Annotated in this window: 24 protein-coding genes; 17 read left to right on the forward strand and 7 right to left on the reverse strand. The window is 39.6% G+C overall.

Going from position 1 to position 23,176, the window contains the following annotated elements:
* Positions 1-158: 158 nt before the first annotated feature.
* The 17 genes from B4J50_RS09505 to asnB all read left to right on the forward strand — a co-directional run bounded on the left by B4J50_RS09505 (position 159) and on the right by asnB (position 16,412).
* Positions 159-1,634, forward strand: coding sequence for an alanine/glycine:cation symporter family protein (locus tag B4J50_RS09505; protein ID WP_024821460.1), 1,476 nt, complete (start codon positions 159-161; stop codon positions 1,632-1,634).
* Between the two features lie 20 nt (positions 1,635-1,654).
* Positions 1,655-1,969, forward strand: a complete 315-nt coding sequence (locus B4J50_RS09510) for a pyrimidine/purine nucleoside phosphorylase (RefSeq protein ID WP_024821461.1) — start codon at positions 1,655-1,657, stop codon at positions 1,967-1,969.
* Positions 1,970-2,043: 74 nt separating this feature from the next.
* Positions 2,044-3,450 (forward strand): Sapep family Mn(2+)-dependent dipeptidase, encoded by a 1,407-nt coding sequence (locus B4J50_RS09515; protein ID WP_286934275.1) that lies wholly within the window; start codon positions 2,044-2,046, stop codon positions 3,448-3,450.
* A 2-nt stretch (positions 3,451-3,452) separates the two neighbouring features.
* Positions 3,453-4,640 carry an MFS transporter gene (locus B4J50_RS09520; RefSeq protein ID WP_286847119.1) on the forward strand — a complete coding sequence of 396 codons (1,188 nt, stop codon included), beginning with the start codon at positions 3,453-3,455 and terminating at the stop codon, positions 4,638-4,640.
* Between the two features lie 4 nt (positions 4,641-4,644).
* On the forward strand, positions 4,645-5,466 hold the full coding sequence (locus tag B4J50_RS09525; RefSeq protein WP_024821464.1) for a pyrroline-5-carboxylate reductase family protein: 822 nt from the start codon (positions 4,645-4,647) through the stop codon (positions 5,464-5,466).
* Between the two features lie 26 nt (positions 5,467-5,492).
* On the forward strand, positions 5,493-6,380 hold the full coding sequence (locus B4J50_RS09530) for a DMT family transporter (protein ID WP_084043837.1): 888 nt from the start codon (positions 5,493-5,495) through the stop codon (positions 6,378-6,380).
* 401 nt (positions 6,381-6,781) lie between these two features.
* A complete protein-coding gene (locus B4J50_RS09535) occupies positions 6,782-7,003 on the forward strand; it encodes a DUF1659 domain-containing protein (protein ID WP_286847122.1) in 222 nt (73 codons plus the stop codon).
* Between the two features lie 42 nt (positions 7,004-7,045).
* Positions 7,046-7,252 carry a DUF2922 domain-containing protein gene (locus tag B4J50_RS09540; RefSeq protein WP_024821467.1) on the forward strand — a complete coding sequence of 69 codons (207 nt, stop codon included), beginning with the start codon at positions 7,046-7,048 and terminating at the stop codon, positions 7,250-7,252.
* A 66-nt stretch (positions 7,253-7,318) separates the two neighbouring features.
* The gene (locus B4J50_RS09545; RefSeq protein ID WP_084043838.1) at positions 7,319-7,489 is read left to right on the forward strand and encodes a YvrJ family protein; all 171 of its coding nucleotides are present in this window, start codon (positions 7,319-7,321) and stop codon (positions 7,487-7,489) included.
* A complete protein-coding gene (locus tag B4J50_RS09550; protein ID WP_286954120.1) occupies positions 7,473-7,847 on the forward strand; it encodes a YcbK family protein in 375 nt (124 codons plus the stop codon). The genes B4J50_RS09545 and B4J50_RS09550 overlap by 17 nt, the downstream gene beginning before the upstream one ends.
* Entirely contained in the window at positions 7,844-8,344 is a 501-nt protein-coding gene (locus B4J50_RS09555) for a sigma-70 family RNA polymerase sigma factor (RefSeq protein ID WP_286847127.1), read from the forward strand. The genes B4J50_RS09550 and B4J50_RS09555 overlap by 4 nt, the downstream gene beginning before the upstream one ends.
* An 83-nt stretch (positions 8,345-8,427) precedes the next feature.
* Positions 8,428-9,378 (forward strand): DMT family transporter, encoded by a 951-nt coding sequence (locus tag B4J50_RS09560; RefSeq protein WP_084043839.1) that lies wholly within the window; start codon positions 8,428-8,430, stop codon positions 9,376-9,378.
* Between the two features lie 118 nt (positions 9,379-9,496).
* Positions 9,497-10,048, forward strand: a complete 552-nt coding sequence (locus tag B4J50_RS09565; RefSeq protein ID WP_286934272.1) for a winged helix-turn-helix domain-containing protein — start codon at positions 9,497-9,499, stop codon at positions 10,046-10,048.
* 8 nt (positions 10,049-10,056) lie between these two features.
* A complete protein-coding gene (locus tag B4J50_RS09570; RefSeq protein ID WP_286954123.1) occupies positions 10,057-11,487 on the forward strand; it encodes an MBOAT family O-acyltransferase in 1,431 nt (476 codons plus the stop codon).
* Between the two features lie 9 nt (positions 11,488-11,496).
* Positions 11,497-12,657: a hypothetical protein gene (locus B4J50_RS09575; RefSeq protein ID WP_286954124.1), complete on the forward strand. Its 1,161-nt coding sequence runs from the start codon at positions 11,497-11,499 to the stop codon at positions 12,655-12,657.
* 113 nt (positions 12,658-12,770) lie between these two features.
* Positions 12,771-14,225 carry an oligosaccharide flippase family protein gene (locus B4J50_RS09580; protein WP_286934267.1) on the forward strand — a complete coding sequence of 485 codons (1,455 nt, stop codon included), beginning with the start codon at positions 12,771-12,773 and terminating at the stop codon, positions 14,223-14,225.
* Between the two features lie 237 nt (positions 14,226-14,462).
* Positions 14,463-16,412, forward strand: coding sequence for an asparagine synthase (glutamine-hydrolyzing) (asnB, locus tag B4J50_RS09585; RefSeq protein ID WP_286954125.1), 1,950 nt, complete (start codon positions 14,463-14,465; stop codon positions 16,410-16,412).
* 164 nt (positions 16,413-16,576) lie between these two features.
* Here the strand turns inward: asnB and B4J50_RS09590 are convergent, their stop codons facing one another.
* From B4J50_RS09590 to B4J50_RS09620, 7 genes are read right to left on the reverse strand one after another with little or no spacing between them, the layout of a single operon-like run.
* Positions 16,577-17,854 carry an O-antigen polymerase gene (locus B4J50_RS09590; protein ID WP_286934265.1) on the reverse strand — a complete coding sequence of 426 codons (1,278 nt, stop codon included), beginning with the start codon at positions 17,852-17,854 and terminating at the stop codon, positions 16,577-16,579.
* Positions 17,855-17,887: 33 nt separating this feature from the next.
* Positions 17,888-18,886 carry a Gfo/Idh/MocA family protein gene (locus B4J50_RS09595; protein WP_286954127.1) on the reverse strand — a complete coding sequence of 333 codons (999 nt, stop codon included), beginning with the start codon at positions 18,884-18,886 and terminating at the stop codon, positions 17,888-17,890.
* Between the two features lie 16 nt (positions 18,887-18,902).
* Positions 18,903-20,225, reverse strand: a complete 1,323-nt coding sequence (locus B4J50_RS09600) for a nucleotide sugar dehydrogenase (protein ID WP_286954129.1) — start codon at positions 20,223-20,225, stop codon at positions 18,903-18,905.
* A 19-nt stretch (positions 20,226-20,244) separates the two neighbouring features.
* Positions 20,245-21,015: an SDR family NAD(P)-dependent oxidoreductase gene (locus B4J50_RS09605; RefSeq protein ID WP_286954131.1), complete on the reverse strand. Its 771-nt coding sequence runs from the start codon at positions 21,013-21,015 to the stop codon at positions 20,245-20,247.
* The gene (locus tag B4J50_RS09610; protein WP_286954132.1) at positions 21,008-21,229 is read right to left on the reverse strand and encodes an acyl carrier protein; all 222 of its coding nucleotides are present in this window, start codon (positions 21,227-21,229) and stop codon (positions 21,008-21,010) included. The genes B4J50_RS09605 and B4J50_RS09610 overlap by 8 nt, the downstream gene beginning before the upstream one ends.
* A 6-nt stretch (positions 21,230-21,235) precedes the next feature.
* Positions 21,236-22,249, reverse strand: coding sequence for a 3-oxoacyl-ACP synthase III family protein (locus B4J50_RS09615; protein ID WP_286954135.1), 1,014 nt, complete (start codon positions 22,247-22,249; stop codon positions 21,236-21,238).
* A 25-nt stretch (positions 22,250-22,274) separates the two neighbouring features.
* On the reverse strand, positions 22,275-23,156 hold the full coding sequence (locus B4J50_RS09620; protein ID WP_286954137.1) for a hypothetical protein: 882 nt from the start codon (positions 23,154-23,156) through the stop codon (positions 22,275-22,277).
* Positions 23,157-23,176: the final 20 nt, after the last annotated feature.

Genomic DNA, 23,176 nt, shown 5'->3' on the forward strand with positions numbered 1-23,176 from the left:
ATAGGAATCGTTACGATTCGTAACAGTCATATCTCGTATTTTAGATAGCTTAGGGTCTAAACAGCGTCAAACCACCTTTATATATCCCTTTTATGCGCTGGCAGTTTTTTTACTCCGGCACTGTAAGGTGTCACATTACAAGGAGGTGCCTGTAGCCCATGGACGTTGCACTAGTAACGAAATGGTTAGAGTTCTTCGCTTGGAAAGTTCTTTGGAACCGTTTTTTCCCTATTATTTTTATTGTTATGGGTTTGTACCTGACAATAGGAATGCGTTTCTTTCAATTTAGACGGGCTGGAGATATCGTATATAACACTATAGGAACCCTTTTTAGAAAGAAGAAAAAAGAGGAGAAAGAGAAAGGATTTATTAGCGCTTTTGGAGCCTTTGCCACAGCCCTGGGGGGGACTGTAGGTACAGGTAACATTGCTGGAGTTTCCAGCGCCATAGCCATTGGTGGCCCAGGTGCGTTATTCTGGATGTGGATTGCGGCCTTGGTGGGAATGGTCACTAAAATGGCCGAGATTATTTTGACTCAACATTATAAACAGCGTTTCCCAGATGGGACATGCTACGGAAGTGCCGCCTTTTACATTGAAAAAGGGCTTGTTCAAGAACGAGGTTGGAAATGGTGTAAGGTACTAGCTATTGTATTCACCGTTTTCATGATTGGTGCTTTCTATTTTGCTCCTGGCCCATACACCATAATGGAATCTTTTCAACGCTCTTTCAATCTAAGCAAATATACCGCTATTGGGATGAGCATTGCTTATACCCTCCTTTGTTATTACATTGTTCTTGGCGGTATCCCTCGCGTGGTTAAATTCGCAGAAAACGTCGTTCCTGCTATGGTTGTCCTTTATGTTACGGCAGGGCTTTTTGTTATTTTCCAAGACTTTGGAGCTCTTAAAGATGCGTTTGCCAGCATCTTTTATTATGCATTTACGCCCTGTGCCGCTGTCGGCGGATTTGCTGGTGTAGGGGTTATGAAAGCTGTTCAGGTTGGCGTTGCCCGTAGCGTCTATAGCAATGAAGCCGGTTGGGGAAGTTCCGCCATTATCCACGCTACAGTGGAAGTGGACCACCCTGCTCGTCAGGGTATGTGGGGAGCTTTTGAAGTCTTTGTAGACACCATTATAGTCTGTTCCATCTCAGGCCTGATGGTGATAGTTACCGGTGCCTGGAAGAGTGGTCATGGCGGGGCTGGCGCTGTAGGCGACGCTTTGACAGCAGTATTTGGGTCATACGGTGCATATGCGCTGTCATTTTTCATGCTTATTTTTGCTTTGACCACCACAACAGGTTGGTTCTCATACTTGGAATCCCTGATCGTCTATTGCACTAGAAATAAGACACGTGAACAGCGCATGAAGTATATTCAGTTCGTTCGTTTCACTGGTCCTGGTGTTCCCCTGCTCTTTACTCTCTATGCTTTCTATAACAACATGGTTCCCTCAGTGGTCTGGATGGTTTTAGACATTCAATCTGCCGTTCCCGTATATGTGAACGTTGTGGCGTTGGTCTTGTTGTCTCCGCTCATATTCCGTCTTACGAAGGAGTTTGAAACCGATTATCTTGATCCTGAAAAAGCTGCTCGGAAAGCCGCCAAAAGAGACGCTCAGCTTGCAGAGTAGCCTATGAGGAGGACGTGTAGATGTCTGATTTTTTTGACGCTGTTAAGGTTAAAATTCAAGTCAATAGCTTCTTTGGAGGGAAAGTTCAGAGTCGTACTCTAATTTTCCCCAACGGAAGTCGTAAAACGTTGGGAGTGTATCTCCCAGGCGATTATGAGTTCCATTCTGACGGGCCAGAGAAAGTGTTAATGACTGCAGGTTCTGTGGAAGTCTTTTTCCCTGGAGACGCTGACTGGCGAAAAGTAGGCGTAGGCGAGGTCTATATGGTCCCTGCAAACACTGTCTTCAAGATCAGATGTGCAGAACTGTCGGAGTATATTTGCGACTTTCTTTAATATATGTCGATGTTCTGCCGCTGCAAAGCGGCAGAACATCATACTTTTTCCTTAAGGAAGCGGAGGTTTAGAGGATGAAGAATCTCGATGAATTAGTACTCTCTCGATCGCAAGAACTGATACAGACTGTTCAGGAGAGTGTCCGCATTCCCAGCATTTGTTCCGCACCTCAGCCCGACTGTCCCTATGGCAGGGAGATAGGGCGTACCCTGGACCATGCTCTGCATGTAGCCCAATCCTTAGGGTTTCATACTGTTAATCTCGATGGCAAAGTGGCATGGGCTGAATATGGTGATGGCGAGGAAATTGTTGGAGCCATGGGGCACCTTGATGTGGTTCCTCCAGGAGAAAATTGGGATTTCGATCCTTTCTGTGGAGATATAGTTGATAACCACATACGGGGCAGAGGAACACAAGATGATAAAGGACCTCTTTTCAGCTCCCTCTTTGCATTAAAAGCGCTGGCAGACTCTGGCGTTCCTTTGAAAAATAAGATTCGGATTATTTTCGGTCTAGACGAAGAATCCGGCAAAATGAGAGATGTAACAGCCTATCTAGAATCTGAAGGCCCTTGGCTGATGGGGTACACTCCCGACGGAGAATACCCGGTAATCAATGCAGAGAAAGGGGCTCTCAAGTTTATTGGCAAAACCAATTTCACTGGAAATCTCCCAGGTAAAATCACGCCTCTTTCTTACAACGGGGGTGAAAGCACGGGATCTGTGCCAGCAAAAGCGGAAGCCCTCCTTTCAGGGGGAAAAAGGGAATTGGAAGAAGCGAAGGGTATTCTGACAAAGATGGCAGCAGAACTTCACTGGCCAATTTCTACCAGTTGGCACGACTCCCATCTGAAGATTTCCGTTATGGGTAAAGCTGCGCATGCAACCTTACCTGGATTGGGTGTGAATGCCATTGGAAGGCTCTGTTCTCTAATGGCAAAATTGGATATGGCAGAAACATACCGTCGTTTCTTTCGCTTTATTGGAGAAAACATTGCCCTTTCCCCTGATCTATCAGGTCTAGGTTTAGCGGCTTCTCATCCTCATACGGGGGATATTACCTGTAATTTGGCTCAACTTAAAGGAGACAACAACAATGCTTCTTTCTTTGTAGGGATCTATATACCAGCTGAGACAATTTCTTTCGAAGATGCTTGCTCTAAAATTAAATCTATTTGCCTCAAAGAAGCTATTGTTCTTGATATACAAACTCAGATGGCACCACTGCTTGTATCTCCTCAATCTCGTCTCATTCAGGCCTTATCCAGGGGCTATAAGAGCGCGACAAATGAGGAGCCTCGATTACTATCTATGTGTGGCAGCACATATTCGAAAAAAATGCCGAATATGGTTCCATTTGGGGGGGCTTTCAATGATGAACCGGACTTCGCTCACGGGGCGAATGAAAGAGTTCTCATAGATCGCCTGCTCCGCAGTACGTGCATCATGTCTCATGCTCTTAGAGAGCTGGCGAACGATTAGCTATGACATATAGCCCAGTAGTGTTCCAACTTCTATTTATGACGTTTTCAGCAGCGGCGATGGATAGTGGCTACTACTTCCTTCCGGCCTATTTTTCCAGTGTTGGTTTCGATACTGGCCCATGGCTGGGATGGATAATGGGGGCCGGGTATGGAGTATCAGCTCTTTCTCGACCATTCGCTCCTTTGATAGTAGAACGAATTGGTCTTGATCGCTCTCTGAAAGTTGGATTTCTATTACTACTGGTTGCTTCCGTAGCTTTGGCTGTTGGTCCATTAACAGTGGGACTTGCTATCTTCTACAAAGTACTTCTTGGCTTCGGCTTTACGCTTCAGGGAGTTTCCATGATAGCTTATCAAATGGTTCTCGTTCCAAAACAGACGCGAGGACGGGATATCGCCCTGATCTCTTTGGGGTACGTTCTTCCATCTCTCATACTTGCGCCTTGCCTTGAATGGATTCTCCTTAAAGGCTATCCGCACGTCTACTCTTTAACTCTTGTAGCAGTTGTGTTAGGCGGATTATTGCTCAGTCTTCGCTTCAGAGGAGAGCTAGAACACCCCAGCCTTTGTAAAGAAGAGAAAGGGGCTGCTAGCTACAAAGAAATATTCACCATGCGCCCAATCCTTGCATTCATGGCTGTCATGTTCGTTTTCTCCTTAGTGGATGCCATGCAGATTACCTTCGTGTCTCTTGCTTATGAACGACATCTTGTGGCTACGGCGTTTTTCCTTCCTGTTGCCGTTACGTCTCTGGCAATCCGTACTTTAGGAGGCTCCCTTTTGAATCGTTTCCCTCGTCGTCTTTTAGCAGGAGCTACTACCTTTGTTACAGCCATTGGTATTTTAGGTACGAGTTTCGCCTCATCCTCATGGCAACTTGTATTCTTAGGAATTTTTTTCGGCATTGGAATGGGAATCGGATTCCCTGCCATGACGTGCCTGGTAGGGGATTTAGGTGATGATCGAACGCGTACAAAGCTTGCAGCAATCTATGGGCTGCTTTATTCAGGTACTTTCTTTATAGTCCCTGCAATTATTAGCTCTATTGCGGCATACCTGAACTATACAATAGCCTATCGTCTTGTATCTATTGCCTTTTTAAGCCTGAACGTTGCTGCTTTTCGCTGGAGTTATGGTATACAGCAAGCCGCGACTTCACAAAATATAGAAACCATATCGGAGGTATGACATTATGAAAATTGGATTTATTGGTGCGGGTCTCATTTGTGAAATTCTAACTCAAAATATTTTGGGCAGCGGGCTTGTTAAAGCGGAGGATATCCACATTACCGATGTTTTTAAAGCTCGTGAAAAAGAAATGCACGATCGCTATGGCCTTACAGTTGCTTCTGATAAGGCTGACGTTATTAAGGCTGCAGATTTTGTGTTTATTTGTGTTCGCTCTGATAATGCAATAGATCTTGCAGAGGAACTTCGTAAAATGAACCCTGATTTCAGTGGCAAAGCCCTTGTTTCCATCTCATCGGGCATACCCATGAAACTTTATGAGGATATCTTCCCAGACCTTGCCATTGCCAGGGCTCTTCCCAACCCTCCCAGCCGCATTGGCCATGGAGTAGTTGCTGTAGCCTTTAACAAAAAATTTAACGATACTCAGAGAGAAAATCTCATGAAACTTTTTGATTCCATGGGGAAAGCTTATATGCTCGACGAAGAGAAAATCAACGTTGCTACAGCTACTACAGGCCCTGCACCTGTCTATGCTTTCTTCGAAGCCATGGTAGAATCTGCTCTACTTCTTGGCATTGACCATAAAACGGCATCTCATATGGCCTTTGGGACAGTAGAAGGTTGTTTAAAAGTTTGGGAACGACAAATTGATAATATAGCAGGCCTATTGAAAGAGACGAGCACTCCAGGTGGTATCTCTGTCCGTCAGCTTTATGCACTTGAAAAACGGGCTTTCAAGGCTATTGTCAAAGAAAACTATGAGGAAGGCTGGACTCGCACAAAGGCTTACAGCGATTCTATTCGAGAAATGTTAAAAAAGTAAGTTTTTAAAAGAAAGTCTCGAAGGTAGTGTCTGTGAATATTATTGGAGTTTTTTATAGCCTTCTTGTCGCTTTTGTGTGGGGAAGTGCCCCTATTATCTATCGCTATTGCATTGCGAGCAGTTCTGCATTGAAGATGCAGGCTGTGCGTAGCATTGGATTTTTAGGATGTGGTCTGGTTATAGCGGCATTTTCTCCAGATATAATGCGAGTTGCTTTCCATTCGGCCTTCCTGGTTTCCATTGGTGGGCTATCGGCTCTTTTAGTTGGCGACTCGCTTTTTTTCCACGGCATTAAACTTATAGGGCCTGGTACCGCTACCGCTATTACAGGTACCTATCCCTTCTTTGCAAGTGTTGCGGCGATTCTTTTCCTTGGCGAAAAAGCTACCACGGCAACGGTTGTGGGAACAATCTGTATTTTTGTTGGATTAGTGGTCTTCCGCATGAAAAAAGAGGAACCAAAGCAGAAATCTCTTAAGGGAGTTCTTCTGGCACTCTTCGCAGCTTTTTTTTGGAGTGTTAACTTTGTTTTAACTAGATGGGGAATGACTGCAGGTAATATTTCGCCCAAGGCCCTTGTTTTCTGGCAATCTATTTCTTTCTTCATATCTATATGGCTGTGCTGGGGCATCTCTTGGTTTAGAAACGGGCGACAAGAGCCTTTTTTTAAAATGCCGCTTAAAAACATGCTCATGATGATAACAGTGGGAGTTCTATCAATGGGGTTGGGAGGCTTCCTGACGTCAGAAGCGATGAGATATGCTCCTGCATCGGTAGTAACTCCTATTACTGCATCTAGCCCCCTCTTTGCGGCATTTTGGGGGAGAGTACTCTATAGGGAACCTATTTTAATTCCCCAATGGATTGGCATTGTCCTTATACTTGCTGGTGGAGTTGCCATCAACTTCGGTTGATAAGGCATTCATAGAACAGTAACAAAGCCCCTCTTGTAGTGAAAACGAAGCAGCGTTTCAACTACGGGAGGGGCTTTCTCCCGTCCTCTTACCCACACTATCAATAGTATGCAACAAGCAACCATTGGCCGGCATGTAGTACATAGAGCAAAACCTAGCACCACCCTACCTCCAAAAACCTTCCAGCGACGTTATTTACGCGCTCAGGAAGGGCCATCATGTACCAAGAACCTCTCCTGGCTTTACTGCACGTTGCACAGCCTGATGCCACGTATTTTACAAGGCCAGCTGTTCGACGAAAGGCCCTACTTGGGGAACTTCTCCCCCCACGTATTTGTATCTTTTACCCCTTGACCCCACTTATAAGGGTGAAGGCTGGTAAAAGAAAGGAGGTGTGGCTCGTGTCTCTGTATATTCCTGTTGAAAGTCGGCTACAGCTTCGCATTAATCTTGGTCCCGATGAAAATGGCGACATGGTTCTTAAAAGCATGAACTTCTCTGATGTATTACCTGAAGCCGAAGCTGACAAAGTAGATCTTGTCGCGAAATCTCTTGCTTCCTTGCTTGAGTATCCTCTCGAGGAAACGCTGAAGATCGATAGTAACGCCGTTGAAGAGCAGTAGTTATCAGGTATCGTAGAGTTTAGATAAAAAGGGGGGATACATATGAAGAGCGTACGACTCAAGTTTGGAACGTCCGACGGAAAAAAACGAACCATCTCCCTGCGATATCCACGGGCAGATATAACAGAGCCTGAGGTCCGCAGTGCCATGCAGGCCCTTATCGATAACAACATTTTTGTAAATGGCCTTACTGCTATTGCAAGCGCAGAGATGGTAGAGACCACTGTGACTCCTCTTATTGAAGGGTAAACGACTATAAAGGCGGCCGGGAATTTCCCGGTCGCCTTTTCATGTTTCTAAAAGGAGGTGATAGAGATGGAGGACTTTTGGTCCTTGTGTCTTCAAAATGGCTTTTCTGTGGCGGTAGCAGCCTATCTGCTTGTACGTATGGAGAAAAGGCTTGACGAACTCACGGAAGCCATCCGGCGCCTCGAAAGCGCTATCACACATATTGGAGGAGGCATGAACAGTGAAACAGCTTCTTAATGATTTCCAGCTTACACCCCACTTTAACTTGCGGGAATTTCAATGTCGTTGTTGTCAACAGGCAAAAGTATGGCCTCAATTGACGCTATGCCTTGAAAAACTGAGAACCCTTTGGGGAAAACCTCTTATTCTCACGAGTGGATACCGTTGCCCAACCCATAACAAAGAAGTAGGCGGTGTCCCTCATAGTCTTCATATGAAAGGTTGTGCTGCAGACGTGGTAGTTATGCATAAATATCAATCCCATTTCTGCAAATTAGCAGAAAAAGCCGGATTTCACACCATCTTGCCCTACGGTCGTCGTAACTTCGTTCATCTCGCCATAAAAATCAACCAAAAGAGGGTGAGAATGGAGTGAGTGCCAATAAACGAATTGAAGAAACAGAAAAATTTAAGTGTTGGGTTCGTCACTTTATTGAAATAACGGCACGACGATATGTTGGTAGAGGTGCCGAGTTTGAAGATTTGAAACAAGAAGGCATTATAGCCTATCTCTCTCTTATACAAAAATGCCCGCCGGAAAAGTCTAAAAAAGAGTATATTTCCAAACGATTACCGGGGCGAGTTCGAGACGCAGCCAGACGATATCGCAGAACTCCTTACGCCTGCGAGTTTACCCCTCAACTTGAAGTGGTAATGGCAGCCCCGAGGAAAAACCTTCCTATTGAATATATCGATATGCTAGAGCGCTATTTTACCCGGGAAGAGATCTTCCTTATCCAGGCACTTTTCTTAGGGTATACGCAGAAAGAAATAGCTGAAAAGTTACAACGTACCCAACAGGCTGTGAGTGCTCGCATAAAGAAGATACGGCGCAAAACGAGGAATATTCTTCATCGTTATTGGCCGCTATAAACTTTTAAGGGAGCCAGATGTGGCTCCCTTCCCCCGCTATCATGATATAATTTCAAATATTGCCTCTCAAGCAAAATATATCCATGGAGATAGTAAAAAACATGAACAAACACTTTATTGGCATTCTTTTTGCACTCTGCACAGGAATTTCCTGGGGCGTGGTAAGTCCTTTAGGGCGTGCTCTTGCCCTTCGAGGTGTGGATATGGCAACAGTTATAGTGCTGCGAGCCTTTCTCGTTACCATCTGCTGTGGCACCTACCTGGCATGGTGCGACCGCGCCTCCCTGAAAAAGACAGTACAGGAACAGGGGCTTCTTTTTATCTACGGTATTCTCTCTGTAGTGTGCACCTATACGGGATTTCTTTACTCTTTAAAATATCTCACAGTTTCTGCCGCCCTTATTATTCACTACACCTTCCCTCTCGTCACCCTCATAGGTGGAATTTTTATTACGCGGGAACGCCCCACCTTCGCCCAGATTGTGTCGGCTTTTCTTATTCTTCTCGGTGTATGGGTGGGCATGTTTTTCGGAAAAGGCGGAGCTCAAAACATTGCCCTTCCAGGAATTCTTTGGGGGCTTGTAGCCGTTATGGGGCTAGCCGGTCAATCTCTCTTGGGGCGAAAAATAGCGAAAGAAGGACGCATTACCCAAGGCAGCCTTATTTTTTATTCCCATCTCTGGGGTGGACTCTGCATGGTTCTTGCAAAGCATCTCTCTGCTGGATGGCACGATATTGCACTCCTTTCCCGCAGCGATTGGGGATCTATCTTCCTTCTCACCGCTATAGGAAGCTTGTTGGCGTACGCAGCGTACTACACAGCCCTTAAATATATTTCAGCCACAGCTGCCAGTCTTGTATGTACAGTGGAAATAGTAACGGGCATTAGCCTTGCCGCTCTCTTGAGCAAAGAGATGCCAACGACCAACGAAATATGGGGCAGTGCCATTATTATTCTCGCCATCTTTCTTGCAGCTCTGCCGCCAGACCTTTTCCAGCGGCGCCCGCGGCATTCCATGCGAGATAATGCGTAAAAAGAGGTGTAGATTAAGGGGAGCACTTTTTTAGAGAAGGTGCTTCCCTTGTTTTTTGACAATCTCTATTTTGAGTAATAAAATGACTCAAAAAGGGAAAGGAAATATTCAATAACACATGCTTGAATCTCTTATCACATCAAAAACCCGAATAAAACTGCTTTTAAAATTCTTTCTGAACCCGGAAAACAAAGGGTATTTGCGGGAACTCTCCGATGAATTTGGCGAGTCGACTAACGCTGTGCGGGTAGAACTGAATCGCCTTACAGAAGCAGGCCTCTTAGAGACCCACGACGAAGGTCGAACAAAAGTCTATAGGGCCAACATAAAACACCCGCTCTTTCCAGAAATACGGGCCATTGTGGCAAAAACGCTTGGAATCGACCAACTTGTGGATCAGGTTATAAAACGCCTTGGCAATGTGGAACTTGCCTTTATAACTGGAGACTATGCAAAAGGTATTGACTCTGGCCTTATCGACCTTGTTTTGGTTGGTGAAATTGACAGAGCTTACCTGCAAAGTCTAATAGACAAGCTTGAAAAGATGATTGAACGAAAAATTCGTGTGCTGGTGCTGAAGCAAGAAGAGTTGCAAATGGTGAGTGATACTTTTGCCGATAATGTACTTGTGGTTTGGGAAGGGAAAGCCATAGCTAGTTCTGAAGGGTAGGATTAATAATGCTATTTAATTCCTATAGTTTTATATTTCTGTTTGTTCCAGTTGTATGGCTAGGTTTTAGGCTGTTTTCATCATATAGGCTTTTATCAGTGGCTTTGGTGTGGTTAACAATTTCCTCTTTTTGTTTCTATGCCTATTGGAATCCCCCTTTCGTTTTCTTGTTGCTTTTTTCTATAATATTTAATTTCGGGATAGGAAAAGCCCTCAATAGGGAAAATGTATATAGACAGTACTTTTTATTCTTTGGAGTAGCTGTAAACCTTTTATGGATTGCGTACTTTAAATACGGAAATTTCTTAATGAGTAATGTATATGCTCTAGCTCACTCTCATTGGGTGAATAGAGATATATTCCTTCCATTAGGTATCTCTTTTTTCACTTTTCAACAGATAGCTTTTTTAATAGAAATATATAAAGGGGAGATCACAAATCCTTCTCTATTGAACTATTCATTATTCGTCTCTTTCTTCCCGCAGCTGATAGCGGGCCCTATAGTTCGATACACTGAGATAGTTCCTTATTTTTATCAAAAAAGAACATTTGTAGTGGACTATAAAAATATTGCACTTGGTCTCTTCCTTTTTTCGATAGGTTTAGCTAAGAAGGTTGTAATAGCAGATTCCTTATCGCCTTGGGTTGCCGAAGTTTTTGATAAGACAGGGCCATTACATTTCTGGTCTGCATGGAGTGGTGCTCTTGCCTATACTTTTCAGATATATTTCGATTTTAGTGGTTACTCAGACATGGCCCTAGGTTTGGGGAATTTATTTAATATTAGTCTTCCCATAAACTTTAATTCTCCATATAAAGCTCTTTCTATTACAGATTTTTGGAGACGTTGGCATATTACTCTATCGAGTTTCTTGAGAGACTATCTTTATATACCTCTCGGAGGAAATAGAAAGGGAAAATTAAGCCAGTATAAAAATTTGCTAGTGACGATGACTCTTGGAGGGTTATGGCATGGTGCTTCATGGACGTTCGTCTTTTGGGGGTTTTACCATGGCTTGTTACTTTTAGGGCATAAAGTTTTGTCAGCTTTTTTGAAAAGACATAATTTAAGCAAAAACCCTAGATTTTTGAAATGGGTTGCAACGTTTTTCCCCGTTACTTTGGGATGGGTCTTTTTTAGATCTCATTCTCTTGCACAAACTTACACCATAATAAAAGCGATGGTAGGTTTTCAAGGGATTCCTTCTTTAAATGTATCGTTATTGCGAGGGATGCATTTTCCGGAATTGGTGCTTTGTCTCTTTATCTGTTTGTTTATGCCTCAATCTTGGGAAATGATTTCTTTCCACGGAACAAGTGGTAATACGGGGCGACGTTCTTTATCAAAAATGAAAATTGCTGTAGCGGCGTTTGTTTTTTTGCTTGCAGTGATACTCATAGGTACGAAACCAACAGAATTCCTTTATTTCCAATTTTGAGGTATTGCTATGAAAAATAAACGATTGGTTCACCTTTGGCTTTTTCTAGTAGGAGTCGGACTGTTATTTTTTTGGGGCAGCCTGATTATAGTAGATCCCTTGGGAATATGGCATTTCCCTATAATAAAAGGATTTAATAATTATAAAGTATCTCAGCCAGCTCATTTAGATTTTTTTAAACCGTACGAATATCGTCTAATAAAACCAGATGTAGTTTTTCTAGGCTCGTCTCGGGTTTACGTAGGTTTATGTCCTGATGATTATCCTGATAAAAGCGTGAAAGTTTATAACATGGGTATGAGTTCCCTATCTATACGAGATGCTTATCAATATCTTAACTTTATGATAAAGGTTCATAAGCCTAAAAAAGTCTATTTAGGATTAGACTTTTTCCAATTTGATTCTCATAATTTCTATGATTCTCGACAGGGTTTCTCTCAAGTACGTTTGAATAAAATTGCTAGTAATTGGCTTTCATATATGATGTTTAAAATGCAAGAGACGGCGGGGCTTCGCGGGATGATAAAGCCTACTATATTGAAAAGCCAAGAAGATGCAGATACTATTTTATTCAATAAAGGGTGGGATGTTAAGAGAGGTAGTGCATTAGGAACGAATGAAGATGCTTACATACATACATTAATAAGTTTTTTTAAAACATATCAGCAGGTTTCTTTATGCGACGAAAGTTTTACATGTTTAGAAAAAATTATTAAGATAGCTCGTGCAGAAGAAATTGATCTTGTACTATTTTTTAACCCTATTTCGGCCGATCTTTTGTCGCTTATCTGGGTGACAGAGCAATATGATAATTTTAAGAGTGTAAAAAAACGTGTTGCGGAAATGGCAGATTATTACGATTTTGCTTTTATAAACAATCTTACTAAAGATAGGGGTTTATTCTATGATGCATCCCATTACAGAGATATAATAGGCAAATTTATTATTTCTAAATTATTACAAAAAAAGCCAACATTATTTTCTCTTCTTTTAACAAAAGAAAGATGTTCTACTTTTTTATCTGCAACAGAGCATAGCTTATGTTCTTATGTATATTCGGAGTCTCTTCTCCTCTATAAAATAAAAGGTTTGATAAAAGAGAAAAACGTTGAAGAAGCAAGGCGCTTGGCGCGGGAATATTTTCGAGAAAAGGAAATATTCCCAAAATAATATTAAGTTAAAAATTTAGGAAGTTTTGAAGCAAAGAGATCATGGGCGCTCTGGGAGTGACCTATGTTAATTTTTAATGGTGCATGTTTATGAATAGAGTTGGAGATTTGAAAATGATAATAAGTTTTTTTAGAAAGTTTCTTGAATTATTAAAAAATAAGTTTGAATCAGGATCAGCAGCTAAAAGTGTTTTTCTTTTAGCTGGAGGTACAATCATTAGTCAAGCTATTTATGTTCTTGTAACCCCTATTTTATCCCGGCTTTATTCTCCAGCAGATTTCGGTGTCCTTGCAATATATATGGCGTTGTTGAGCATTCTAGGCGCATTTACTAGCTTATCGTATCATTTAGCTATTCCATTACCTAAAGAAGATGTATCAGCCATAAACATCCTCGCTTTAAGTTGTTTGGTGCATGTTGGAGTAGTGTGTTCCTTAGCTCTCTTTATCTATTTTAAGGCAAGTATTTTTTTAGTTAAATGGGGATGGGGGGCAATAACACCGTACCTGTGGCTTTTCCCTTTAGGCGTGTTTTTCATGGGGCTTTATAGAATAATGACTTATTTTGCTCTTCGTTTTAAAGCTTATCCAGCCATTGCACGAACAAAAGTAACTCAAAAAATTTTTGGAGCGATGACGAGTATTTTTATGGGGGTTATGGGGCTTACTCCTTCTGGCCTTTTATGGGGGCATATTGTTGGTTTAACCTTCGGTATTCCGACTCTTTTTCGCAATACGATAAATCAATCCTCCTTAAAGAACATAAGTAAAAATAATATGGTTTATGTTGCTAAGGAATACATAAGCTTCCCCCTTTATCGAACATGGGGGACAATGCTCGATTGTTTAAGTGTTCAAATAACCCCCCTCCTCCTATCTTCGTTTTTTTCTCCAAGTGTAACTGGATGGTTTGCTATGAGTATGAGAGTTCTCCAGTTGCCTGCGAGTTTTTTAGGTCAATCTATAGGGCAAGTTTATTATCAACGAGCAGTTGTTGCACAAAGAGAAAATCAACTAGCGGAGATGACTTTGCAGGTTTTTAAAACGCTTCTTACGTTTGGAACCTTCCCTATTTTATCTTTAGGATTTATTGCTCCAGTTCTTTTTCCTTTGCTTTTAGGAAGAGAGTGGGAGATCGCTGGTTATTACACTTTATTTCTGGCGCCTTACTTGTGGATGCAATTTGTATCATCCCCTATCTCTTCTGCTTTTTTGATATTGAATAGACAAAGATTTTTGACGATATTTCAGGGCTTTATGCTTCTTGCGAGCATTTTTTCCTTGTGGATTGGGAGTCTATTTAAAAGTACATACACTCCCATTATTATTTATAGCGCTTGCAATGTCATAGTATACTTTTTATACCTCTTAATAATTATGAACTTAATAGGGGAAAAATTAAATAAGTATGTAGGACAAATTATAAGAGAGCTTTTTGCTGTGGCCTTACTTGTTGTTCCGATGGCTACGCTTTATTTTTTCTCGAAGTCAGCTTTCCTTAGAGTTAGCGCTTGGTGTTTTTCGTGTATGCTTTATGCTATTTGGGTTCTTTGGAATAAACTAAGATGAGGAGACGACATAAATAAAGTTATTGTGTTCTAGTGCAAATTAGCAGGGAATATATGATTATTCAATCAGACTATAAACGAAGAAGAAATAAAACAAGTAAAAGAGCAAGTATTGTTTAGCTTAAATAATTAATATGAATTTTGAGATATATTTGGCGAATTATTCAAAAATTAAGATTCGCATAAAAAGGCTAATTGATTGTGAGATTTTATTCAAGCCTAAGAGGAGAGTGTCAATATGTGCGGCATTTCAGGTATTTTGAGTATGGGTAATAAACTAAATGTTAAAAAATTAAAAAATATGACAGATATAATAAAACATAGAGGACCGGATGATGAAGGTTTTTATTTATGTGGAAGAAATTACCAAAATTTTGCTTTTGGGGAGGACTCTTGTGAAGATGTAAAAAAGCTTGCTTTTCCCCCGTTAGAAAAGCTTTATGAAAACGATTATTTTCTTGGATTAGGACATAGGAGACTGAGTGTCATAGATATCTCTGCTAAAAGCCACCAACCAATGACTTATTTAAACTGCGTAATAACATATAATGGCGAAATCTACAATTATGTAGAACTTAGAGATGAGTTGCAGAGATTAGGTTACGAGTTTGAAACAAGTGGAGATACAGAGGTAATAATAAAAGCGTATGATCATTGGGGAGAAGATTGTGTAACGCATTTTAATGGCATGTGGGCATTTGCCATATGGGATAGTAAAAATCAAAAAATATTTTGCTCTAGAGATAGGTTTGGGGAAAAACCATTTTATTTTTACTTTGATAACAATAATTTTATTTTTGGATCAGAAATAAAACAGTTATTAGCATATGGAATTAAACCTAGGGTAAACGAAAAAATATTATTTGCTTTTCTTTTCTATGGTTTTCATGATTTTTCAGAGGAAACCTTTTTTGAAGACATATATGTTTTGAAAGGAGGGCAAAATATCTCTTTGAACGTATCGTTAAATGATAATGCTTATAACTTTAAAAAATATAAATATTGGGCACTGAACAATGAAATATGTAACGAGTATAGAAGTTTTCGAGATGAAAGTGATGATTTAGGAAAGCTTCTAGAAAATAGTATCAAGATGAGACTTAGAAGCGATGTAGAGGTTGGGAGCTGTCTCAGCGGAGGACTCGATTCATCTAGCATTGTTACTTTAGCATGTAGACAACTGCTGAAGGAAGACGAAAATTACGATCTTAAAAAGTTTAAAACGTTTACATCTTGTTATGATTATGCTAAAGAAATAGATGAAAGATTTTTCAGCGATTTAGTTGTCAAGAATTCAGAATGTAGCAATTTAAAAGTCAAACCTCATGCAGACAAGATCAAAAGAGATTTTGAATCTTTAGTATGGCATCAAGACGAACCTTTTGCAAGCCTTAGTGTGTTTGCAGGTTGGTGTGTAATGGAAGCAGCTAAGGAAAGCGGAGTGAAGGTTCTACTGGATGGACAAGGAGGGGACGAAACCCTTTTAGGCTATGAGAGATTTTACGCATATGCATTAAAGGAAAAAATTAAAGATTTCAAAATTTTAGAAGCGATTAGAGCGTTTATTTTAGCTAATAAAAACTCGAGACTAAGCTGCAAGAGCCTTGCAGAATATTTGCTTTATTTCAATAACTTAAATGTTAGGAGAAAAATATTAAAACTAAAAAAAGTAGATTTTATAGATATAAATTTTGTTTCAAAATTTATAAATGAAAATATAGTGGATAATTTATTGGGATTCAAGACAACGATGGAAGCTCAAAATGGCGAATTATTCAGCTTCATTTCGCATTTATTAAGATATGAAGATAGGAATTCGATGGCACATTCAATAGAAACGCGGGTTCCATTTTTAGATCATGAATTTGTTCAAAAAGCGGCAAGCTTGCCCACGAATTATAAATTACGGAATGGTTGGACAAAAGCTCCTTTGAGAAAGTATATGGAAGATAAAATGCCTCAAAATGTAGTATACAGAAAAAATAAATTAGGATTTAGTGTTCCTCAAGAAAAATGGCTCAACGAACTAAATGGTTATTTCCAGGAGAATCTATTGGACAATCCTAAGAGTAGAAAATATTTTAATATGGAACAGATACAAGATATTTTTAAAAATAAATCTAATGACGAAATGAGATTTAAGTTTGTTATGGTAGAAATGTGGATGAGGATTTTTAATGTGGATTAAAAAATTAACATTAATTCAATAAGTAAAATTGCTATGAGGTGTTTTTTCGTCTCTGAATGGTAGTGTATAGAATTTTATTTATGACGACGAAAGCCATCCCAAGAACACGAATAAAAAACAAGGGACTAAATTTTCTGTATCTACATCATTGACGTAGATACAACTTAAGTCGATTTCGCAATGTTTGTCTTTATTAGCCAAAGTAAAAAAATTCCAAGAGCTAGACCATGGGTAAGAAGACCTGTAGTTAAGTCAGAACTAGTGAACACGGAAAATATTGGAATAGCTATTAATGACGAGCCGACCCAGAATGGATAGGTCTTAGTAGAATTATTTACAATCCTTAAAATAAAACCTATTAACACTGAGTATACTATTATGCCTAAATAACTTAGTTGAGCGTATCCTGCCCCTAAAAAACCTGTATTTGCCCACGATTCAGGATTATGGCCTATAAATTCACTTATTAGCAAGGGAACAGGAATATCATATGGGTAGTGAATTAATCTCTTTATAAAAACACTGTTAGAAAAGTATATTAAAGGGTTATTTTGAAAGAATAAATAGTACTTGAAATTTAAAAAAGCAGGTACAAAAAGAGCTCTTCTTACGATAAGACTTAAAGGCCATATATTATTAAAAAGCAAGAATATGTTTAAAGAGCACCCAATCCCTGTCAAATAGAAAAACGGAAAGAGAACGGGTAGTTGCTTTTTAGAGCTTATGTATCGTATTAATAAAATAAGAATTGGGGAAAATAATACAGATTTATGGGCAGAGATAGCAAAGAAGAAAACTTGCAATAAGAGAGAAATAATAATAAAAATCTTCTTATTTTTATATAGCGCCCACGTAAGAAGAAACATGTTAAAAACTTTAAAAACCCAATTATTGAGATATGCAAAAAAACCCTGAGCAACTGTCTGAGCGGAAGCTCTGCGAAATTCATAGACTTTTGATAGATTTAAATTAAAAAAATGTAATCCTTCTTTTGCAATAATATGGATTGTTACAAGAACGACAAAAAAGGCGGAAATGCAAAGTGCAATTTTATACCCCTTATGTAACGATTTAGAAATAACCAATTGAAAGGGTATTTTTACACATAACCAAACAATGAAGAAAGAAATAATACATATCATCATATACCTGTGGGTAGCAAATGAAAAAGCATAGATCGTGAGCATGGGCATAAGTGGACATAAAACTAGTAGGTGTAAAAAAAAGTCGGATGGAGTTTTGATTTTTACAGGGATACTTATAGAGAGTAAAAATACGTAAATATATGAAAAAATGATAGCTTCATTAGTTTTACATAAAGTAAATCCCATATATCCCCACATCGGAACTATATATGAGCAATATATAAAGTCTAATGATCCTTTTATAAGAAAATATAAAAGAATCATTAGAAGGCGGGTTTTTTTTATGGTAATTCTCATTTTAATTTTCTCTCTTAATCCGCATATTTCTGTTTAAATACCCTCATAAGCTGCTTCAATAATCTCCACAGTTTTTCGTGCCTCACGCCCTGTAACTATGGGATCTGCTTTGCTGTCGAGAACATCTATAACGTGTCCATAGTAATCAAGGTGTCCAGAACCATAGACACTCTTGGGGTTAGTGTTAACGACATTAATAGCTTCGTCCATAGGATCGCTATCGGCAAACTGCCATGTTTCAATTTTATTCATGGCGACTCCGCCAATTCGTACCGTTCCCTTTTCTCCGAGAATAGTGATGCTGCCCTCAAGGTTTTTGGGGTAGGTAAGGGTAGTGACATTTATAGAGCCAAGAGCACCACTTCTGAATTTGATATTCACAACTATAGTGTCTTCTGCTTCAATACGCCGCGCAAGAGTAGAACTGAAGGCGCTCACCTTTTCTACAGAGCCGCCCATCCACTGAACCATATCCACATAATGAGCGGCTTGGTTTGAAAGGCAGCCGCCATCAAAATCCCAAGTTCCTCTCCATTTGGCTTGGTCATAGTAATCTTGTGGGCGGGTCCAGAATACATTAGATGTAATCATATAAATCTGACCAAAGCGATTGGCTTCAAGAGCTTTACGCAAAAGTTGAATGGTTTTGTTAAAACGGTTTTGTTTCACTACAAGATAATAGACGTGTGCTTTATCACATGCTTCTATAGCCGCATCTACTGATTTTAAAGATGTGCCTGCCGGTTTTTCGCTAAGAACATGTTTCCCCGCATGTGCTGCCATTATAACGTGGTCTGGATGGAGGCCAGAAGGAGTGCAAATCGAAACGATGTCAAACTTTCCATCGTTAAGCATTGATGCATAATCGTAATAGGGAACGCACCCTGTTTGAGAAGCCACAGTATCTGCCTTTTCTCGAACAAGATCGCAACAGGCAACGATTTCTGCTTTGCCTTCTTCTTTTAATTTTGCTAAAGCTTCTATATGATTTTTGCTGATTCGGCCGCAGCCAAGCAGGGCGAACTTATACATAATGGATAACTCCTTTTTATAAAATATGTAAAGTTTCTAATGTTTCTGGTTTTATGTTAAGAATTTGACTTAAAATATTTTTGGTATCGAAGATTAATTGAGCATTCTCCACAATAAGCTGATAATCAACATTTTCTTTATGAGCTGTTGTGATGATTACTACATCTGCTTTTTGTACAACCTCTTTTGTAAGAGGTGTAGAAAGTACTTTCTTGCCATTCCACATTACAGAGGGGCAACAAGGGTCGTAATAACTAACGATAGCTCCCTTTTTTTCAAGAAGCTGCCAAATCTTTAGGGCTGGAGATTCTCGAAGGTCGTCAATATCTCCCTTATAAGCCACACCACAAAGAAGAACAGTGCTGTTTTTAAGGGGCTTAGCCTGTTCGTTAAGAAGGTTCATAAGCCGTTCTACAACGTGTTCAGGCATAGAGTCGTTAATTTCTCCCGCAAGTTCAATAAGACGAGTATGGTAATCATAGGCTCTTGCTTTATAAGTGAGGTAGAAAGGGTCTATGGGGATACAATGCCCGCCAACTCCAGGCCCTGGGAAGAAAGGGACAAAACCAAAGGGTTTTGTGGCCGCAGCATTAATAACTTCCCAAACATTAATACCCATTTTATTGCACACGATAGCCATTTCATTGGCTAGGGCACAGTTAACAATACGGAAAGTATTTTCAAGAATTTTCGTCATCTCTGCTTCTTTGGGAGACGAAACAGCACATACAGGGGCATTAAGCACGGCTTCGTATAAAGCTTTTGCATGTTTTGTGCATAAAGGTGTACATCCACCAACGACTTTAGGCGTGTTTTTTGTTTTATAAATATGATTCCCAGGGTCTACGCGTTCTGGAGAAAAAGCAAGATAGAAGTCTTCACCTACTTTTAACCCTTTTTCTTCAAACAGAGGTAAAAGCACTTCTTCTGTTGTGCCAGGATATGTTGTTGATTCTAAAACTATAAGCATTTCTTTATGTATGTGGGCAGCAACAGACTTTGCAGAACTCACCACAAAAGAAAGATCTGGCTGTTTAAATACATCTAATGGAGTAGGTACACAAATGGCAATGACGTCACATTTGCCAATATCAACAAAATCACTGGTAGCACGCAAGTGCCCCGAAGCGACTAAATCTTTAAGCTCTTGGGGAATAATATCCCCTATGTAGTTTTCTCCCTTGTTTACTTTCTCGACCTTCTCCGATTGAATATCAAAACCAGTTACGTGAAATCCGGCTTTTGCTTTTTCAACAGCTAAAGGAAGGCCAACATAACCAAGGCCAATAACACCAACGGAAGCTGTTTTTGATTGAATTTTTTGAAGTAAAGTTTTCATATTTTATTCGCCTCAAATATTAACAAGAATATCCACCATCAATAATTAAGCTAGATCCAGTAACCCATCTACTGGCATCTGAAAGTAAATAGATGGCCGCGTAGGCAATATCATTTGGTGTGCCAAGACCTAGAGGGTGAGAAGATACTATATTTTGTTCAAATAGTTCTTCTCCCAGTTTTTCTCGAGTACTTTTTAACATTGGAGTATCCACCCATCCGGGGCAAATAGAATTAAAACGGATTCCTTTCGAAGCGTATTCTAACGCAAGACTCCGAATAGAAGAAATTAGGGCTGCTTTTGATGCCCCATAAAGACTTAAGGCAACATTTCCTTTCAAGCCGGCCACAGAAGAAATAGCAACAATACTACTTTGGGGTAACATTTTCCCTTTTTTTACCAAGAATTTACTCAAGAGAAGAAAAACATTGTAATTAAGTTTAAAGATTTCTTCACTTTCTTCATAACGAAAACTCCGTAATGGAGACATGACATAAAGTCCGGCACTATGTACCATCCCATGTAAAGGTCCCCATTCCTGAATAAGATTGTCGATTGTCTCTTCAATCTCATATTCTTGAGAGAGCAAATCAAGAGGGACAATTCTATGATTGCATCCTTCAAGCAAGGAAAATGTCTTTTCAAGCTTTTCTTTAGATCGTGCAAGAAGAGCTACTTGTCCTCCCATGCGGCTGATCCATATAGCTATAGCTTGTCCTATTCCTGAAGATGCGCCGGTTACCAGTATTTTCTTGTCTTCGAGAGAAAAAAGGTTTTTAAAGTTATTCATGCATCTCATCTAGGATGTCTTGAACTATTTTAAATTCTTTTAACTTTTCGACAGAAATGTTTCGTCCAAAGGATTTACTGAACATTCCAATCAGAGAAATTAATGCCAGAGAGTCCCATTCGTCTAAAGAGTCAAGAGAGCGAGTAGAAATTAGATTTTTAGAATCAGTTTCTATAGTTTCTGCAAGTAATGCTATCTTTTGTTCCAATGTCATGTTTCATTACTCCTTCCATGTTAGTACGGCAGATCCCCATGAATATCCAACACCGAATCCAGCGAGGAGAATTTTTGCTCCGTTATGAAAAAGTCCTTTCATTCGAGTGTTTTCAAGAGCAATAGGAATTGTACTAGATACAGTATTCCCATAATCTTTCATATCGATAATAAATTTTTCTTCAGGAATATCCAGCTTTGCGCGAAGAGTTTCAAGCATAAACTTGTTAGCTTGGTGGAAAACAAAAAAATCTATGTCTTGCATTGTTAACGATGCTTTTGCTAAAACTCGTTCTATTGTCAGAGGCACTGTATTTAATGTAAAAGTGAAGATTTCAGGGCCATTCATATATAGATTATCAAGAGAACGGATATTACCATTAGCATCAGCTTGTTCCTTAGCTGTTTCAGAGGAACAATGCAATGCATCTCCACCAGCTGGAACGATAAGATTCTTGGCTCCAGCTCCATCTGTTCCCCAATCGAAAGCATCAAGAGTAGCCATTCCTTGAGTTTCTGATAGAAGTGTAGCTGTTGCTCCATCGCCAAAAATTGTACGCGTACTTTTATCTTGAGGATTAATATAGCGGCAATATTTTTCTGATGTTAACAGTAATACATCGTGGACGTGTTTTGCTTGCATCAAAGATGTGGCTAAAAGCAATCCATAAATATAACCGGAACATCCAAGGTTGAAATCTAACGCTCCGATTGTTTGTTTCAAGCCGAGTCTTTCTTGTACCAAACAGGCCGTTGTTGGAAGAAAATAGTCTGGACTTTGCGTACAGAGAAGAAGAAAGTCAATGTTATCTTTTATAATATCTTGACTCGAATTAAAGAGAGCTTCTGCTGCTTTTACGGCCATTTCTGATGTCGCTTCTTCATTGGCAATATGGCGGTTTTCAATGCCTGTCTTCCGGTAGATTTTATTCGCAGACCATGATTCATATTCTTTTTCTAGTTCTTCATTTGTTAAAATATTTTGAGGCAAATAATAGGCAATTCTAGCAATACTTGGCATTCAAATCATCCCTATCGCTGTTTATTTATATATTAGAGCGAGTTCTTAACATCCGTTTAAAATGGTCCATCGCGAAATTTCCTGAAACTCTTTCGTTATCCTTCACATTTCTTACTACTACTGATCCGATTAATACTTGGGCGTTGTGTCCTAGCGTAATTCTGTTAGAAATGGTAGCCCCAGGGCCTATCCAGATGTCGTTTCCTGTCGTTACAGAACCAGATATGATAGCTCCTGCTGCTACTAGACAAGAGCATCCAATATGAACTCTATGAGCTATGTGTACTAAGTTGTCTATTTTAGTATGATCACCGATGATAGTATCACGTCCCATCAGTCCCTTATCTATTGACACATTAGACCCGATCTCTACATTTTCTCCTATAATGACTTTCCCGTCATGGTAAACTTTCTTTTTGTTTCCATTGATATCATCATAACAATGAAAACCATGAGTTCCAATAATTGTTCCGGGCCCTATTATTGTACCTTTTTGTATGGACACGCCATCTAGTATGGCGGCTTGGGGATGTATGATTACTCCTGATTCTATACTTACATTATAAGGAGAAACATAAGCTGATGAAGCTATGCTCGCATCGGGATCTATTTTAGTTACCTGACGTGATACATTTAATTTACAAAATTCATTATGGATATCGAAAAAAATACTTTTAGGTTTCTCTATAATAATTTTTTCTATTTCAACATCAATTTTTTGTGCATCTTCTGGATTGACTAAAATAGCAACGATATTAGAATTTTGAGCTAATTTAGAAGCAAATTTAGGATCAGAAAGAAAACTTACAGTATTAGAATAAATGGCATCCATTAATCCAGTGTGTTCTATTTTATTTTTAAAAGAATCATATCCTGTATATTTAGTTATTAGTTTTTCTATTTCCATTTAGACCCCTCTTTTGCTAT

This window comes from Aminobacterium sp. UBA4908, from assembly GCF_002398115.1.
Lineage (GTDB): Bacteria > Synergistota > Synergistia > Synergistales > Aminobacteriaceae > Aminobacterium > Aminobacterium mobile.